This window comes from Nonomuraea sp. NPDC049400 (assembly GCF_044466425.1).
In the GTDB taxonomy this organism is placed as follows: Bacteria; Actinomycetota; Actinomycetes; order Streptosporangiales; family Streptosporangiaceae; genus Nonomuraea.
In genome coordinates this window covers 34,037-50,328 of sequence record NZ_JBITMP010000024.1, presented here as the reverse complement: position 1 = coordinate 50,328, position 16,292 = coordinate 34,037, and the positions used below count along the sequence as shown (strand labels likewise).

Here is a 16,292-nt window from a genome sequence, read left to right as displayed (position 1 = left end):
GAGAGGCCTGCCGCCCTTCGTGGCGCTCTTGCCGCCGGTCAGGCCAATGCCGCGGCCCAGTCGAGTTGTTGCCGGTGGAAGGCCTGTGCACCGGCAAGTCTACGGCGGCGGCACCGCCCATCGAGTGTCCGGTGAGCACGGTGCCAGGGCAGCGGTCACGGCGTTGCCCCCGCAGTTCGCCGACGGCGTCGTTCAGGACCGCGGCGTTGCGGCGGAACGAGATCTCGCCGGACAGAGGGTCACTGTCCCCGAAGCCGGGGCGATCGAGCACGGCGATGGGGAACCCGCGCTCACCTCAAGTGGCCGGTCCGTCGTCCTGACGGACCGGCCCTCGCCTACAGGGACGCGAGGTCGACGGCCTCGGCCATCGCCCGGTAGCCCGCCGGGCTCGGGTGGAGACGGTCACCGCTGTCGTAGGCCGGGAGCAGCCGGCCTGCGTGTTCCGGATCGGCCAGTACCTTGTCGAAGTCCACGACCGCGTCGTACTCCCCGCTGCTCCTGATCCAGTCGTTGACCGCCGCGCGGACCGTCTCGCCGTCCTCGGTGTAGTACTCGGCGCCCTCGAAAGGCGGGAGCGTTCCTCCGATAATCTTGATCTTCTGTTCGCGAGCGGCGCGGATCAGCATCCGGTAGCCGTCGATCAGTTCCTTCGCGCTCACCCGGGGGTTCGGCATCGCGCAGGGCGATCGGTCGTGCTCGAGGATGATGTCGTTGATGCCCTCCAGCACGATCACCGTGCCCACCCGAGGCCGGCTGAGCACGTCACGCTGGAACCTGGCCGTGGCCTTCTCCCCGAAGCACATGGAGTCGTTGAGCACCCGGTTGCCTCCGATGCCGGCGTTGACCACCGGCGTGGCACGGCCTGCGGCCACCAGCCGCTTGGCGAGCTCGTCCGGGTAACGATCGTCGGCGCCCGGGGTCGCGCCGTATCCGTCGGTGAGCGAGTCACCGAAAAGAACGACCGTGTCACCCGTGTCAGGGACGTCCACGCCCGCCAGGTAGTACCAGGAGAAGCTCGTCTGCGTGAACGCCGCCGCGCCAGGGGCGTCCAGGTGATCGCCATCGGCCCGGTACGAGAGCGACATCGCGACACTGTGGAAGGTGGACGGCCCCGTGGCCTCTTCGAAATAGAGCGTGACGGTCAGCTGCTCCAGCGCCTCGACCGGCAGCTCGATGGGATCGCTCGCCACCTGCTCGCCGGCCGGGACGGTCACCGCCGTGGACCCTCCGAAGCTCAGCGGGCGCATCGTCTCCGGACGTACGGCGGCGCCTTCCTCCGTCTTGCCGATGCTCGCGCCGCTGAGCCGGAGCGGAGCCGTGCCGTACTCGTTGGACAGCCGGATCCGCAGGCGTGAACCCCCCACGCTGACCCGGATCACCTGCCGGACGGAGTGGTGGTCGAAGCCGTCTTCCGACCAGTTGGGGTACCACGGGGTGAGGGACGGCCGCTGTACGGCTGTCGCCCACGCTGCGGCCCACTCGTTGGATTCTGACGTGGTCATGCGATATCTCCCTTTCTGATGAGCACCGCGCACTCCTCAGCGCGGGAATGAGCAGGCTGAGTGTCAGGTGAGACGAAAGACGGTGATCTCCCAGGAGGGCATGATGCGCAGCACCTGTTCCTTGACCGCACGTCGCAGATCGTGCCTCGTCATGCCTTCTTCGCTCCCTTGCGCCTTGACCGCATGACGCCGGCCGGTGCGCCGGGCGTCACGCGTATGACGAGACCGAGCGAAAGAACGTGACTGATGTCCTTGGGGAAGAGCGATCGCCACGTGGCAGAACGCGAACCCCCGCACGTTGACCACGACGCAGCGCTACACACTCATCACCGAAACCCTCGCAACGGAGGCGGCGGCGCGCATGGGTCGCGCCCTCTGGGAGACGTGATTGCGACCCGTATTGCGCCTTTGATCTATCACTCTGCCGGCGAATGTCGGTATCCACCGTTCTTATTCGCCATTAGATTTACTGGCTGTTGTCCGCGCAGCCCGCAGGAGGGTTTGATCAGGCACTCGACCCATGCCGTTCCCCGCCTGGTCCGAGCCGCTCCGCTCGGCTCGGCTAAAGGCGTTCCGGTCAATGTGGTGTCCGGATTGTTGTAGCGCCCCAACTCCTAGGCGTAATCGTCTATGTCCATCTCGGGTCTCCGCCGTCGCGTTCGGCCAGGATAGGGGCCTGTTCGGCCTGGTGCGCGGCCGCTTCCAGTCGCAGCGGGGATGAGCATTATGGCTTTTTGCGCGTTCATCCGCCAGGCCTTCGCGCAGATTCCGGTTTTGAGTTGAGTGAAGACCGTGGGTGCTGTTACCTTCGCACGGTGGACGACAGGCGTGCACGGGCGGAGATAATCGAGGATTTCGCGACTACCCTGCGAGAACTGCGCGATGCAGTCGGTAATCCACCTTTCCGGGAGATGTCCGGCCGGTCGGGGGCGATTTCCCACACGACGTTGCACGAAGCCACGAAGGGTAACCGGCTCCCGAGTTGGGAGACCACCGTCGAGTTCGTCAAGGCGTGCAACGCGGACCCGGGCGCGTACCGCGAACTCTGGGAGAGAGCGAACAGGGCGGTCAGATCGGCGAGCGCCGGCAATCCCTCAATGCGCGTGGACACCTCGGTGGACCGTCCGGCTGGTGGAGTCGCAGCCGTCGCGGAGCTTCGTACCGTGCACCTCGCCGGCGGGTCGCAAGCGCTCCAGTCGGCTGGCGAGACCTCGGCATTCGTGCGTACGCCGCCGCCACCGTCCGACGAGCTCGCGGGCGACGTCCAGCTTCCGCTCCTTGCGCCAGGGAGCAGAGGGCGATTACGGCTGACCCGCCCGGCCGCGTTCGCGGCAGCGGCTGTCATTTTGGGGGCAGCGGCCCTCGTCGTGGCCGCAGTCAATCGCGGCTCCACGCCCGACGGAGAAAGCCTGAACCCGACCGGTGGAGCCAGCCTGAGCCCGACCGGCAGCCCATCGATCGCCGCGCCGTCCCCAGCCGATTGTCCGGTGCGTTCGACCAACCCGCCTTGGGCCCCGCCGCTGCACAAGGGTGATGCGGCCGTGTTCATCAAGGATGTCACGCTTGCCGACTGCACGCGCGTCGGTCCCGGCAAGACCATGACCAAGGTGTGGCGGCTCAAGAACGCCGGGGCCGTGCCGTGGAAGGGATATTCGCTGCGTCGCCTCGACCTCACGCAGCAAGCCGATCAATGCCAGACCATCCCCGACGTGCCGATCAAGGACACGCAACCTGGCGAGACAGTCGACATCCGAACCGTCGTCACCACGCCCAGGAAGCCGGGCTTGTGTTACGTGCGATTCAAGATGGTGGACGCTTCGGGAGCGGTCGTGTTCCCCGGAAGCCGGCCGATCAACTTCCAGATCATCGTCGATGGACGCTAGTTCCCCGCCGTGCATGACACGGCGGGGAACCGGGGTCGGACGGTCTCAGGAGGTCAGGAGCTGAGTACGATCCCCGTGTAGTAGTGCCGGAGGATCCTGGAGTAGCTCCAGCCCGCTCTGGCCTTGTCGCGAGAGCCGTTCTGCGACATCCAGTCGCCGTCGACCCAATTGCCGCACGCCGTCGTCGTAGCGCAGTATTGAGCTCGGAAGATCTTCCCGTTGCGAGTCAGCCGGGTGCCCCAGGTCGCGTCCACCGCGGCGCTCGTCACCGCCTTCGCGGAGCCGGGCTTGTACACCTGACTCGACGTGTGGTCGTAGACGTCGAAGCACTGGCCGCTCGCCGTCTTGCGGTTGGAGTGCAGCGCCCAGTACCAGCCGAAGTTCTTCACGGCTATCGCCCCGGCCTTGAGGGACTCGCTCGGCCAGCTCGACACCCACTCGTTGGGCAGGACGTTCTTGACGTAGGTCTTGAACTCCACCCGCTCCACGCGATCGAGGGACTTCCGGTACACGAGGATCGTCGTGGGCAGCTTGGTGTCCGTGCCGTCGGTCTTGCACCCGGTCGGCGGTGCGGAGCTCAGGAACTGGTGTGAGGCGTTCTGGTTCTTGAGTGTGGGGTTCAGGTTGCCTTTGGCGCCTGGGGCGAAGTCCTGGTGGGTGCCGGTGTGGCCGGTGTTGTAGTAGACGCGGACGGTTTTGCTGCTGCGGTTCCAGACGGAGGCGGCGGCGTTCTTGATGCATTTGCCCTTGCCGTCGCCGGGCCCCTTGAAGTCGTAGCAGGTGGGCTGTGTGGTGGCGTAGTCGGCGATCGATCCGGTGAAGTCGGAGACCGATCCTTGGTTGTTGCTGTTGAAGTAGTAGCAGAACTCGCCGGAGTCGCAGATGCCGTCACGGTTGGCGGCCGAGGCGGGCGATGCGGTGGCGAGGACCGTCCCGCCGAGCGCCATCGCGGCGGTCGTCGCGGTGAGGATCCTGGTGAGCGTTCTCATGCTGTTCTCCTTCTGTTTGCGAGCCTGGATTTCGGATGGATGAGTCAGCGGCGCCGGTACTCCTCCCAGGTGCGGATGGTCACCTTCGGGCCGTCGTCCGGGCCGCGGCCCGCGAGTCCGTTCAGGCCGAGGTAGTAGTCACCGACCTGGCGCTGGGCCTGGCTGGAGAGGCTTGTGTCGCTGATGGCGGCGGCGTGGATGTGCCACGGCCAGTCGTCTTGCTGGGGGCTACGCAGCCATGCGGCGAAGCCGACAAGGCGCAACGCGCGGACGGCCGCGGTGCGGGTGGCGGAGTTCATCCCCTTTACCGAGATGTCGACGACCCCGCCGCCGTCGTGGGTGCCCGCGGACGTGGGGTCGCCGCCGGGGTTGTACGAACCCTGATCCAGCTTGAGGTCGCGGCCGAGCAGTCGCTTGGCCTCCGCCAGCATGCTTCGCGTGCGGGCGTTGATGACGAAACCGCCGGTGGACACCCGGGCGCCCGGGTCGATGATGTCGGTGACCTTGAAGCGGCCGGCACCGAGCCTGGTGAGCGACGTCTTGCCTGGCAGGCCGTTGGCGTCGAGACCAGTGAGGCCGAGCGACTTCTGGTAGTTCGCGTAGGCGGCGACCGTTGTGGTGCCGAAGTAACCGTCCACCCACTTCGCGTCGAGAAGGCGACGGTCACGCAGCGCCTGCTCGACGAGGAGCACGCTGGCCTTGGCGCCGGGGGTCAGCGTGCCGTCGGGCCGCCGCGGGTCGATCTGGGCCGCCTTGACAGCGGCTTCCATATTCAGGTTCGGAAGGGCCTCAGCGTCAGCCGTCTGTGCCGCCGACGCCTCGGACGCTCCAGTCAGCGAAGCGAACAGGACGGCCGCCATGAGGGCAGCGGCGCATGAGGGCAGCTTCATCGTTACTCCTGGTTCAGGGGCTGGGGCGATTCCTGTGTGGCGGAACCCAACGTTTCGGTTCGCTCACGTGTCCGGTAGAAGATCGGTGTTGTCAGCCTGTTCGACAGGCTTCTCCGTACGGGCGTACGCGCCGTTTGACAGGCGATCCGATGGCGAGAAACGCCAGCTCAGCCCGGGTTATGAGGCGGTGCATGGGCACGCGTTCGTCAAAGATGACTGCTGGATGCCTGAGGCGGCCACTTACGAGGGCGGCTCGGCTCCCGAACGCTCCGCCAACGGCCGGCGGGTCCCGTTGCCGCCCGATGTGGGGCGTGCGTAACTGAGGCCGAGATGGCCGCACTGCAGCAGGACGGGGCGACGGCCGGCTCCGACACGAAGGGACCGGGCTTTGCGCGAGCGCCGGCCGCTCACCTCATGGCGACGCGCAACTCAGCGAGCACGAAAGACCTCTGCTAGCCGCCGAGGCGGATGATCCCCCGCGTGGCCGCCACGGTCACGGCGGCGGTGCGGTCGTCGACGTCGAGCTTGGCGAAGATGTGCAGCAGGTGGGTCTTGACCGTGGCCTCGCTGATGCACAGGTGGGCGGCAATGGCCTTGTTGCTCATCCCCTGAGCGACCGCGCCCAGGACCTCGATCTCCCGGCCGCTGAGGGAGCCGGGCGCGTCGGCGCGCGCCCACGACAACACCCGGGTCGCTATCGCCGGCGACAGGGCGCTCTCCCCTCGGGCCGCCGCCCTGATGGCGTCGAACAGCTGCTCACGGTGGGTGTCCTTGAGCAGGTAACCGATCGCTCCGGCGTCGATGGCACGGGAGATGTCGCTGTCGGTGTCATAGGTGGTCAGGACGATCACCCTGGCGCCGGGGTCGTGCTCGCGGATCCGGCTGATCGCTGTCGCGCCGTTGAGCTCGGGCATCTGCAGGTCCATCAGCGTGACGTCCGGCCGCAGGTCACGCGCCAGCCGTACCGCGTCCGAGCCTGAGACCGCCTCGCCGACCACCTCCAGATCGTCCTGGGTGCCGAGCATCGCCCGGATGCCGTCACGGACCACCGGGTGGTCGTCGGCGATCAGGACCCGGATCGTGCTCCGCGCGGTCATCGCGTCACCACCGGGAGGCTGCCCACGATCGTGGTGCCCTCCCCGGACGCGCTTTCCACGAGGAGCGTGCCGCCGAGCTGCTCCATCCGCTCCAGCATGATCTGTAGGCCGTGGCCGGCGGCGGCCCGCTCGGGATCGAAGCCGTCGCCGTCGTCGTGGACATCCAGCACGACCAGGTCCTCCATGTACGACAGGGTCAGGGTGACCTGCTCGGCGTTGGCGTGGCGGCGGGCGTTGGCGACCGCCTCCTGCGCCACCCGCAGCAGTTCCACCTGGATGTGCGCGTCCAGGGGCCGCAGCGCCCCGGTGATCACGGTGTGCGCGTGGATGCCGGTCTCGTCGGACAGCCGGCCCGACAGCCGCCGCAGCGCCTCCGGCAGGCTGCCGTCGTCGAGCTCGCCGGGCCGCAGCGCCCGCACCACGCGGCGGCTTTCCGCGAGGTTCTCCCTGGCCGCCCGCAACGCCTGGGTCAGGTGCCGGTCGTCCGGCAACCGCTCCTGCGCCGCCTCCAGCAGCATCACCACGCTGGCGAACCCCTGGGTCAGGCTGTCGTGGATGTCGCGAGCCAGCCGCTGCCGCTCGGCGGCCACGCCCGCCTGCCGTTCGGCCGCCGCCCGCGCCTCCTGGGCGGCCTGCAACTGGTCGATCAGCTCCTTGCGCTCGGCGCTCTGTCGGGCCACCGAATAGAAGTACCCGACCGAGGCGGCCGCGCTGATCGCGATCAGCGCGGTGATGGCGATCTCGGTCCAGGAGATCGACCCGCCTTCGTGGTAGCTGTGCCACAACCAGCCCCCGGCGCACGACAGCACCGCGACCAGCCCGATGCGCACGGCGTCCAGGCAGTACGGCACGAGCACGCTCAGGCAGACCACCAAGAAGGACGAGTCGATCGCGAACAGCCCCAGCCAGAGCAGCCCGCCGCCGACCACGTACGGCAGGGGCACTTCACCCGCGGGAGGCGTGCGCAGCACGAACCACACCGCATACCAGGCGGCCAGCCCGGCCACGAGCGCCACCGGCAGGACCTGCCCCACCTCCATCAGCGGCCCGGCCGAGGTCAGCACCAGCCACGAGACGAAGAAGGCGTGCTGCCACCGGCGTCGGGACCGCTCCCAGGACTCCACAGCACCGACGATAATCAGCCATCCGCCGGTCCGGCATCAACCAGTCGACTGACCCGGCGATCGGTGCCCCGCTCGATGTGCGCGCAGCCGCACCGGAGAAAGACTCGACGGCGTGACAGCCATCCCCAGTCCGTCCCAAGCCGTCTGGTACCTCGGCCCGCTGCCCATCCGCGCCTACTCCCTGCTCATGGTGCTCGCCGTAGCCGTCGGCATCTGGGTCACCCAACGCCGCTGGACGGCCCGCGGCGGCGAGCGCGGCATGGTAGGGGACATCGCCACATGGGCCGTGCCATTCGGCCTGATCGGTGCGCGGATCTACCACGTGGCCACCGACTGGCAGCAGTACTTCGGCCCCGGCAAGGACCCCCTGCGCGCCTTCGCGATCTGGGAGGGCGGGATCAGCATCTGGGGCGCCGTCGCCGGCGGCGCGCTGGGCGCGTGGCTGGCCTGCCGTCGGCACGGCATTCCGCTGCGCGACTTCGCCGACGCCGTCGCGCCCGGGATCGCACTCGGGCAGACGATTGCCCGCTGGGGCAATTGGTTCAACCAGGAGTTGTACGGCGGACCGACCAACCTGCCCTGGGCGCTCGAGATCGACCCCGCCCACCGGCCGCCGGGCATGGAATCCACGGCCACCTACCACCCGGCCTTCCTTTACGAGTCGCTGTGGAACCTGGGTGTGGCCGGGCTCGTCCTCTGGGCCGAGCGGCGTTTCCAGCTGGACCGTGGCCGGGCGTTCGCCCTGTACGCCGCGGCCTACACCACCGGCCGCGCCTGGATCGAGTGGCTGCGCATGGACCCCGCCCCTCTCATCCTGGGACTGCGCTTCAACGTCTGGACCGCGCTGCTGGTCTTCGGGGTGGCGGTCGCCTACCTGACCGCCACCCGCCAGACGCCGGCCACGGACCCCCGGCCTGTGGGACGAGGTTGAACGGGCTCTCGGCGCCCGCCGCCCAGCGGCCAACGGGTGGCGTGGCTGACCGGCTTCATCGCGCCCGCGCGAGGTCGCTGCCCGCGCAGAGCGGTGCTGTCCGCCCCACGCTGTCCGCCCGCTGATGTGCTGGGCGTGTGCCGAAGACTTTCGTGGACGGAGTGCTGTCTGGCTACAGGGGCTCGGTCACGGGTGCTTCGACGTGGCGGGCGGCGGGGGACAGCCACACCAGTGCCAGCGCGACAACGCAGGCGGCGAGCGAGGTGAGGATCGGGATCTCGGGCTTGATCTCGTAGAGGGCGGTGCCCAGAAGCGGGCCGACGATGAATGTGGCCCCTACCGTGGCGTTGACCAGCCCGGAGATCGCGCCCTGCCGCTCTGGCCCGACGAGCAGCGTGGGTGCGGCGGTGAAGCCGGGAATCGCCAGCCCGAGCCCGAGCGCGAGCACGGCGAAGGCCACAGCGATCAGCAAGAGGTTCTGGGCGAAGGTGAGGAGTACGAAGGCGGCCCCGGCTATGGGCGTGCCGGTGCGCAGAAGTCGCAGCGCGGGCCAGCCGAGGGCCGGTACCACGACGCCCTGCACGCCGACGAGCACTAGTCCGGCGGTGAACAGGGCGATGCCGACGGCGCCCGCCGTGGCCTGCGAGTCCAGGTGCAGCCGATCCGCGACGAGGAATCCGACGATCACCTGAACCAGGCCGAGCGACAGGTAGAGGAAGAACCCGGTGGCGAACAACGGCCACAGGCGCGCGTCCCACGGCCGCAGAGAGCCGCCGCGCGGGCGCTCGGCCCGCTCTGCGGGCGCCGGTCGGACGGTCACCAGCGCCCAGAGCAAGAGCAGGGCGGCGATCGCCGGAGCCAGGTAGAGCGGGAGCAGCAGCGAGGCGACGGCGAGCGCGCCACCCCCGGCCGGTCCCAGCACCAACGAGACGCCCTGCGCGGCACCCACCAGGCCGGTGGCGCGCGTGCGGTCGGCCTCGCTGGTCGTGGCGGTGCCCGCGACGGCGAGCGCGGCGACGGGCAGGGCCGCGATGCCGGCGCCGAAGATCAGGCTTCGAGTGACAAGCATCAGCGTGAAGGTGGTCGCCGGGGACGCCTCACCTTCCAGCCCGACCGCCGCGACCGCGGCGAACCCGGCCAGTCCGGTGGTGGCCAGTCCGAGCCCGGCGAGCAGGACGGCGCGTAATCCGATGACCCGCAGGGCGCCGCCCCACAGTGGGCTGGCGATGGTCAGGGCTGCGGCGGCGGTGGTGATGACCACCCCGAGCTGGGTTTCGGTCAACCTGAACTCGCGCGACAGTGGCGCCAGCACCGGGGTCAGTAATTGTTGCGCCGAGAACAGCACGACGACGGCGACCAGCAGTGGAGTCATGGCCTTACGCACAGATCCGGTCCTTCCCTGGGCACCTGTGGCAGACAGAGGGTTGACACTTAGGTAAGGCTAACCTAAGGATGATCAAGCGTACAGCTCGATTCCTTCTTTGATTCACCTTATCGACAACGACAACGGTTTTCATTATCTTGGGTGCGATCCCACCCGAAAGATCCCGCTTGAGGAGTCGCGTGACTGATCTGTGGTTACGGTGCCGTACCCGAAAGGTGGCGTCCCGGGCGCGCGTCGTCTGCCTCCCGCACGCCGGCGGAACCGCCGGTTTCTACCTCTCGTGGGCGGCGAATGCCCCTGCGGGTCTCGAGGTGCTCGCCGTCCAGTACCCGGGCAGGGAGGACCGCATCACCGAGCCGTGCACGGCCGATCTGGACGAGCTCTCCGACGCGATAGCCGCCGCGCTGGCCCCGCTTGACGACCGCCCACTCGTGCTGTTCGGGCACAGCCTGGGCGCGATCGTCGCTTACGAGGTGGCCAGGACGCTTGAGACGGCGCATGGCGTGCGCCCGGCCCATCTGGTGGTGTCGGGACGCCGCGCGCCGTCCGACCCGCCGGGAGGAGACGTGCACCGGTGGCCCGACGCGGACATGGTCGACGAGCTCGTACGGCTCGGCGGCACCGACGGCACCTTGCTCCGGCAGCCGGAGGCACGATCGGTTTACCTGCCGGCGATCCGCGCCGACTTCCGGCTCGCGGAGACCTACCGGCACCGCCCGGGCCCGGAGCCGGGTTGCCCGCTGACCGCAGTGATCGGCACGGGGGACACCGAGGTGAACGCGGAGCAGGCCCGCCAGTGGGCGGCGCACACCACCGCGGCCTTCTCCCTGCGCCAGCTCCCCGGCGGCCACTTCTACCTGCTGAAAGAGGAGGAAGCCGTGCTCGCGATCCTGGAGGGAACGGCATGGTGAGCTGGGTCGAGCGCCGGGTTCCCGTCGAAGCCGACGCGCTGGCCACGACTGCGGCGCTGGCGGCCGGATCGCCGGAGCCGTACGTGGTGTACGAGAGCCAGGGCAGGCTCTGCTGGGCCGAGGGCGAGCTCGCCACCGTGACCGTACACGGGTCAGGGGCGAGTCTGGCCGTCGATGGCGAGCGGCGCGAGCTGCACGGGTCGCCGCTGCAGGCCGCGGGTCAGGCGCTCCGGAGTCTCGCGGGGGCTCGCTGGCGGGCCTACGGATGGGCCAGCTTCGAGCTCAGCCACGCGCTCCACGGGCTGGAGCCGTTCCAGGAGCACACACCGCTCGCCTATCTGGCCGTGCCACGACGCGAGATCCGCATCGAGGGCGGCACGGCGCTGCTGCGCGCCGGCGACGAGGCCGAGTTGGACGCGCTTCACGACCGCCTGGCCGGGGCCGTAGCCGCCGGCCGTGCCCCCGTGGCCGAGTACAGGGTCTCGGTGGACATTCGCGGTGGCGACGCCTACCGGGCCGCCGTCGCCTCGGCGGTCGCCGACATCACGGCCGGAGGGCTGGACAAGGTCATCCTTTCGCGGATGGTCCCGCTGGCGGAGGAGATCGACTTTCCCGCCACGTACGTGGCGGGGCGACGGGGCAACGATCCGGCGAGATCCTTTCTCCTGCGGCTGGGCGGCTGGGAGGCCGCGGGGTTCAGCCCCGAGGTGGTCGCGCGCGTCGACGCGGACGGCGCGGTCACCACGCAGCCGCTGGCGGGGACGCGGGCCCTGGGCGGCGACCCGGCCGATGACCGGGCGCGCCGCAACGAGCTGTACCACGACGCCAAGGAGGTCTACGAGCACGCCATCTCGGTCCGGCTGGCCATGGCCGAGCTGGAGCGGGTGTGCCTGCCGAGCACGGTGCGGGTGGCCGAGTTCATGTCCGTGAAGGAGCGCGGCAGCGTGCAGCACCTGGCCTCCGAGGTGGGCGGCCGGCTGGCCGATGGGCGCTCCGGATGGGACGCGCTGGCTGAGCTGTTCCCCGCCGTGACGGCCTCGGGCATCCCCAAGGACGCGGCCTGTGGGGTGATCCGCCGTGCCGAACCGGGTGACCGTGGCCTCTACGGCGGCGCCGTCCTCACGGTCGACGCCGACGGCACGATCGACGCGGCGCTGGTGCTGCGCAGCGTGTTCCGCCGGGGTGGCCGCACCTGGTTGCAGGCGGGCGCCGGGATCGTCGCCCAGTCGCATCCCGACCGCGAGCTCGAGGAGACCGTCGAGAAGCTACGGAGCGTCTCCCGCTTCCTGGTCTCACGCGCCCGGGTGGCCGCGTCGTGAGCGAACCGTTGCGCGTGGTGGTGGCGGGGACCGCTTTCGGCCGGATCTACCTGGACGCCGTACTGTCCGACCCGGCCTTCTCCCTGGCCGGGATCCTCGCGCGGGGCGGCGACTTCTCGCGCGAGTGCGCGGAGCGCCACGGTGTCCCGCTCTTCACCTCCGTGGACGAGGTGCCCGGCGACGTGCGCCTCGCCTGCGTGGTCGTGAGCTCAGGAGCGCTCGGCGGCCCGGGGTCGATGCTGGCCCAGGACTTCCTGCGCCGCGGCATCCACGTGTTGCAGGAACATCCCGTGCACGCCGAGGAGATCGCAGACTGCCTGCGGGCGGCCCGGGCAGGCGGCGCGGCGTACGCCGTCAACACGCTGTATCCAAGGCTGCGGCCCGTCCGGCAGTTCCTGGCCGCCGCGCAGGCGTTGCGGCTGGAGTTCGTCGACGCCGCCTGCAACAGCCAGGTCGCCTACCCGCTGCTCGACATCCTCGGCCGGCTGGCCGGCACGCTGCGGCCGTGGCGGTTCGGCGACGTCGCCAAGGGCGCCGGCCCGTTCCAGAGTCTGCACGCCGAGATCGGTGGGCTCCCGGTCACCCTGCGCGTGCAGAACCAGGTGCATCCCGACGACCCGGACAACCACTCCTACCTGCTGCATCGGATCACCACCGGCGGCGAGGCGGGCGTGCTTGCGCTCGCCGACACTCACGGCCCGGTGTTGTGGAGCCCTCGCCTGCACGCCCCGCGTGACCGGACCGGCCGGTTGATCATGACGGGCTCGGCGGTGCCCAGCACCGTCATGCTGGGCGACCCGCCAGGCACGCACCGCGACGTGTTCGCCACCCTCTGGCCGGACGCGGTCGCGCGAAGCCTGCACAGCCTCCGCCGCGACATCGCCGACCCCGCCCGCCGCGCGAGAAGCGGGCAGTGGGCGCTCGCCGTGTCCCTGGCCTGGCGCGACCTGACCTCGCGGATCGGGCTGCCCGAGCTGATCGATCCGCCGGAGCCCCGAGCCATCCCGATCGAGGAGCTGACCACGAAGGTGGGAGAGGTTTGAACTGCAGTCACGTCCTGCTCAAGGTGCGCGACCTGCACGAGGCGGTCAAGGACTTCCGCGAGCTCGGCTTCGTCGTCGACTACGCCTCCGCTGAGGCCAGGGCCCGGCACGCGCACATCTGGTTCGCCAAGGGGCCGATCATCGAGCTCCTCACCACGCCGCCGAAGGCAGAGCTGCTCAAATGGCCGATCGACCTCGCGTTCGGCCGCGGTTCCGGCACCCGGATGGCTCGCTGGGCGCGGGCCCCCGAAGGCTTGTGCGACGTGGCGGTCGTCACCGACGAGAACGACCTGGCCGTGCCCTCGCACCGCCTGCGGCAGGCCGGGATCGCGACCGGCAGGGCGGTCAAGTGGACGCGCACCCGCCCCGACGGCGCCCAGACCCGCTTCCAGTTCACCTACCCGCGCAACGACCGGCTCCCGTTCCTCGTCACGCCGTACGACCCGCCGCAGCACCCGGCGGAGGTCGCCCATCCCAACGGCGCCATCGGGCTGAGCGGCGTCCTCATGGATGTCAGCCCGGCGGACCGGCCGGCGTTCGACCTGATCGCCGGCGACGACCCCGTCTTCACCGCCACGACCGCCGACCTCACCCGGATCACCGCGATCGAGCTGTCCGGGCTGACCGGCGACCTGAACCCCGCGCTCCTGCATGGCGCGCTCCTACGACCCGCCTCTCGGAGGATCTGATGCCGATCAATCGCCGCGACCTGCTCAGGACGGCGGGCACGGCGCTCGGCGCGTCGCTGCTGCTCGGTGCCTGCGGCACTGCCGGCTCCACTGCCGCTCCCGTACGTGATGCCGGCACGGCGACGCCTCGGCGGGGCGGGACGCTGCGCGCGGTCTTCACCGGGGGCGGTGCCGCGGAGAGCCTGGACCCGTTCGGCGGCGGCGCCCCGATCGACTACGTCCGCAACGACGTCATCTACGACTCGCTGTTCATTCTGCGCGCGGGCGAGGTGGTGCCCGCGCTGGCGACCGCCGCCGAGCCCGCCGCCGACACCCGCTCGTTCGTGGTACGGCTCCGCCCCGACGTGCGCTGGCACGACGGGTCGGCGTTCACCGCCGATGACGTGGCCTACAGCCTGCGGTACATGAGCTCGCCCGACCGGGCCTTCCCGAGCCAGCTGTCGGCGTACCTGGACGTCAAAGCCGTCCGGGTGCGGGACGCGCGCACCCTGGAGGTCCCCACGCTCCAGCCGGTCGGCGACCCGGCCCTGTTCCTGGCGGCGTTTCCCGGCAAGATGGTCAAGAACGGCGCCACCGCGTTCACGGCGGACAAGGCGGTCGGCACCGGCCCCTACCGGGTGACCGCGTTCGAGCCCGGCCGGGAGGCCCGGCTGGCCCGGTTCGACGGGCACTGGAGCGGGGCCGCCCCGATGGACGAGCTCGTGCTGATCGGTCTGGCCGACCCGCAGGCCAAGGTGAATGCCGTGGCCACCGGGCAGGCCGACTACGCCGGGGACATCCCGTTCACCACGGCCAAGACCGGCGTGCCCGCGGGGTTGGAGGTCAGAACGGCCGGGGAGGCGGCGCGTACCGCCTTCGGGTTCGTGCTCAACACGACGCGCAAGCCGTTCGACGACCCGAGGGCACGCAAGGCCGTACGGCTCGCCGTCGACCGTCAAGCACTGGTCGAGACCGTCCTGCTCGGATACGGCGCGCCGGGCAACGACCTGCTGTGCGCGGGGGCGAAGTACTTCAGCGACCGCGCGGCTCCGGCCCGCGACCTGGACCAGGCACGGCGGCTGCTGCGCGAAGCGGGGGCGGAGGGGGCGCAGGTCACGATCCGCTCCGCCGAGTGGGAGATCGGCTACAACGCCTCCACCCAGGTGCTGGCGGAGCAACTGAAGGAGATCGGGCTCGACATGCGGCCGCAGATCGTCAGCCCGGCGGAGTTCTACGAGCCCAAGGCACTGGCCGAGGCCAACGGCGTGGCGTTCACCTCTGGGCCGGTGCCGCCGGCCGTCATGTACGCCAGGCTCAGCGCGATCCCTGCGCTCGCCATGCCGGGCAAGGAGTTCAAGGCCGCGCTCGGCAAGGGCATCGGCGCCGCCGACGAGGCGCAGCGGGCCCAGGCGTGGACCGAGCTGCAGGACCTCATGGCCGAGCAGGGCAACACGATCGTATGGGGCCAGGCCGACGTGCTGAGCCTGGCCAGGACCGACGTCGGTGGCATCGAGGTCAGGGACCAGCCGAAATACCCCTACCTGGGCAAGGCCGGGCTGGCGTGAACCTCGCGTGTCGGCTTCTGACCAGCCTCGGCCTGCTGGCCCTGCTGTCATTCCTCGTCTACGTCGGCGTGGACGTGCTGCCCGGCGATCCGGTCAGCAGCAGGCTCGGGCCCACCGCCTCCGCCGAGCGGATCGCCGAGCTCCGCCACCACCTGGGGCTCGACCGGCCGGTGCTCATCCGCTACGCCGAGTGGGTCGCCGGGCTGGCCCGCGGGGACCTCGGCGTGTCAGCCTCGGGACGGCCGGTGGCCGAGATGATGTCGGACCGGGTCGGCAACTCCGCACTGCTGGCCGGCATCGCGTCCGCGCTGCTCGCGCCGCTGTCGCTGGTCCTCGGGCTGTGGGCCGCGGGGCGCCGCGGGAAGGCGGCCGACGTGGCGGTGTCGGCGGGCGCTCTCTTGCTGGTGTCGCTGCCCGAGTTCGTGGTGGCGGGCGCGCTGGTGCTCGTGTTCGCGGTCACTTTGCGCGTGTTGCCGGCGGTGTCGCTGCTCCCCGCGGGCGCGAGCCCGCTGGCCCATCCCCAGGTGCTGGTGCTGCCCGTGCTCAGCCTGCTGCTCGTGGGTCTTGGCTACGCGGTCCGGTTGATCAGGGCGTCGGCCTCGGCGACCCTGACCGGACCCCATGTCGAGTTCCTCCGGCTGAGCGGCGCCTCGGGCGCGACGGTGCTGCGGCGGGCGGTGATCCCGGCGGTCCTGCCGGTGGCCGTGCAGGTGTGGCTGGTCACCGCGGTCGCCTTCGCCGGCGGAGCCGTGCTGGTGGAGAAGGTCTTCGGCTATCCGGGGATCGGGGAGCTGCTGGTGGCCTCCGTGCAGGCGGGAGACCTGCCCGTGGTGCAGGCGCTGGTGCTGATGCTGGGCGCGGCGATGCTGGGCGCCCTGGCCCTGGCCGATCTGGGTGTGGTGCTGCTCACGCCGCGCCTGCGGACGGCGGCGGGGACATGAGGGCGGTGGGTTGGGCGCTCACGGGCGTGGTCCTGTTGGTGATCC

General features: G+C 70.3%; 14 protein-coding genes. 8 read left to right on the top strand and 6 right to left on the bottom strand.

What is annotated here, in order from left to right; translation table 11 throughout:
• Positions 1 to 335: 335 nt before the first annotated feature.
• Positions 336 to 1,502: an SGNH/GDSL hydrolase family protein gene (locus ACIBVN_RS32725; protein ID WP_397143019.1), complete on the bottom strand. Its 1,167-nt coding sequence runs from the start codon at positions 1,500 to 1,502 to the stop codon at positions 336 to 338.
• Between the two features lie 815 nt (positions 1,503 to 2,317).
• On the opposite strand from ACIBVN_RS32725, the gene ACIBVN_RS32720 reads away from it, so the two are divergent.
• Positions 2,318 to 3,385, top strand: a complete 1,068-nt coding sequence (locus tag ACIBVN_RS32720; RefSeq protein WP_397143017.1) for an NBR1-Ig-like domain-containing protein — start codon at positions 2,318 to 2,320, stop codon at positions 3,383 to 3,385.
• 53 nt (positions 3,386 to 3,438) lie between these two features.
• Here the strand turns inward: ACIBVN_RS32720 and ACIBVN_RS32715 are convergent, their stop codons facing one another.
• The 4 genes from ACIBVN_RS32715 to ACIBVN_RS32700 form a co-directional block, all read right to left on the bottom strand.
• Positions 3,439 to 4,374: a SpoIID/LytB domain-containing protein gene (locus ACIBVN_RS32715; RefSeq protein WP_397143015.1), complete on the bottom strand. Its 936-nt coding sequence runs from the start codon at positions 4,372 to 4,374 to the stop codon at positions 3,439 to 3,441.
• Positions 4,375 to 4,418: 44 nt separating this feature from the next.
• Positions 4,419 to 5,264, bottom strand: coding sequence for a peptidoglycan-binding protein (locus ACIBVN_RS32710; RefSeq protein ID WP_397143013.1), 846 nt, complete (start codon positions 5,262 to 5,264; stop codon positions 4,419 to 4,421).
• Between the two features lie 452 nt (positions 5,265 to 5,716).
• Positions 5,717 to 6,361 (bottom strand): response regulator, encoded by a 645-nt coding sequence (locus ACIBVN_RS32705; RefSeq protein ID WP_397143011.1) that lies wholly within the window; start codon positions 6,359 to 6,361, stop codon positions 5,717 to 5,719.
• The gene (locus ACIBVN_RS32700; RefSeq protein WP_397143009.1) at positions 6,358 to 7,485 is read right to left on the bottom strand and encodes a sensor histidine kinase; all 1,128 of its coding nucleotides are present in this window, start codon (positions 7,483 to 7,485) and stop codon (positions 6,358 to 6,360) included. Before ACIBVN_RS32700 ends, ACIBVN_RS32705 begins: the two co-directional genes overlap by 4 nt.
• Before the next feature lie 112 nt (positions 7,486 to 7,597).
• Between ACIBVN_RS32700 and lgt the strand changes: the two genes are divergently transcribed.
• Entirely contained in the window at positions 7,598 to 8,416 is an 819-nt protein-coding gene (gene lgt / locus ACIBVN_RS32695) for a prolipoprotein diacylglyceryl transferase (RefSeq protein WP_397143007.1), read from the top strand.
• A gap of 172 nt (positions 8,417 to 8,588) precedes the next feature.
• Here the strand turns inward: lgt and ACIBVN_RS32690 are convergent, their stop codons facing one another.
• Entirely contained in the window at positions 8,589 to 9,800 is a 1,212-nt protein-coding gene (locus tag ACIBVN_RS32690) for an MFS transporter (protein WP_397143005.1), read from the bottom strand.
• A 179-nt stretch (positions 9,801 to 9,979) separates the two neighbouring features.
• Between ACIBVN_RS32690 and ACIBVN_RS32685 the strand changes: the two genes are divergently transcribed.
• Genes ACIBVN_RS32685 through ACIBVN_RS32660 form a run of 6 tightly spaced genes read left to right on the top strand, consistent with a single transcriptional unit; the run spans position 9,980 to position 16,247 of the window.
• On the top strand, positions 9,980 to 10,711 hold the full coding sequence (locus tag ACIBVN_RS32685) for a thioesterase II family protein (protein ID WP_397143003.1): 732 nt from the start codon (positions 9,980 to 9,982) through the stop codon (positions 10,709 to 10,711).
• Entirely contained in the window at positions 10,705 to 12,030 is a 1,326-nt protein-coding gene (locus ACIBVN_RS32680; RefSeq protein WP_397143000.1) for a salicylate synthase, read from the top strand. The genes ACIBVN_RS32685 and ACIBVN_RS32680 overlap by 7 nt, the downstream gene beginning before the upstream one ends.
• Positions 12,027 to 13,073, top strand: a complete 1,047-nt coding sequence (locus tag ACIBVN_RS32675; RefSeq protein WP_397142998.1) for a Gfo/Idh/MocA family oxidoreductase — start codon at positions 12,027 to 12,029, stop codon at positions 13,071 to 13,073. The genes ACIBVN_RS32680 and ACIBVN_RS32675 overlap by 4 nt, the downstream gene beginning before the upstream one ends.
• Positions 13,070 to 13,762 (top strand): VOC family protein, encoded by a 693-nt coding sequence (locus tag ACIBVN_RS32670; RefSeq protein WP_397142996.1) that lies wholly within the window; start codon positions 13,070 to 13,072, stop codon positions 13,760 to 13,762. The genes ACIBVN_RS32675 and ACIBVN_RS32670 overlap by 4 nt, the downstream gene beginning before the upstream one ends.
• Positions 13,762 to 15,306: an ABC transporter substrate-binding protein gene (locus tag ACIBVN_RS32665; protein ID WP_397142994.1), complete on the top strand. Its 1,545-nt coding sequence runs from the start codon at positions 13,762 to 13,764 to the stop codon at positions 15,304 to 15,306. Before ACIBVN_RS32670 ends, ACIBVN_RS32665 begins: the two co-directional genes overlap by 1 nt.
• Positions 15,303 to 16,247, top strand: coding sequence for an ABC transporter permease (locus ACIBVN_RS32660; RefSeq protein WP_397142992.1), 945 nt, complete (start codon positions 15,303 to 15,305; stop codon positions 16,245 to 16,247). The genes ACIBVN_RS32665 and ACIBVN_RS32660 overlap by 4 nt, the downstream gene beginning before the upstream one ends.
• Positions 16,248 to 16,292 lie beyond the last annotated feature (45 nt).

What these genes read in the sequence shown, in the direction of transcription:
- ACIBVN_RS32725 (WP_397143019.1), bottom strand. Translation starts at nt 1,502, where the DNA reads ATGACCACGTCAGAATCCAACGAGTGGGCCGCAGCGTGGGCGACAGCC.
- ACIBVN_RS32715 (WP_397143015.1), bottom strand. Translation starts at nt 4,374, where the DNA reads ATGAGAACGCTCACCAGGATCCTCACCGCGACGACCGCCGCGATGGCG.
- ACIBVN_RS32710 (WP_397143013.1), bottom strand. Translation starts at nt 5,264, where the DNA reads ATGAAGCTGCCCTCATGCGCCGCTGCCCTCATGGCGGCCGTCCTGTTC.
- ACIBVN_RS32705 (WP_397143011.1), bottom strand. Translation starts at nt 6,361, where the DNA reads ATGACCGCGCGGAGCACGATCCGGGTCCTGATCGCCGACGACCACCCG.
- ACIBVN_RS32680 (WP_397143000.1), top strand. Translation starts at nt 10,705, where the DNA reads ATGGTGAGCTGGGTCGAGCGCCGGGTTCCCGTCGAAGCCGACGCGCTG.
- ACIBVN_RS32665 (WP_397142994.1), top strand. Translation starts at nt 13,762, where the DNA reads ATGCCGATCAATCGCCGCGACCTGCTCAGGACGGCGGGCACGGCGCTC.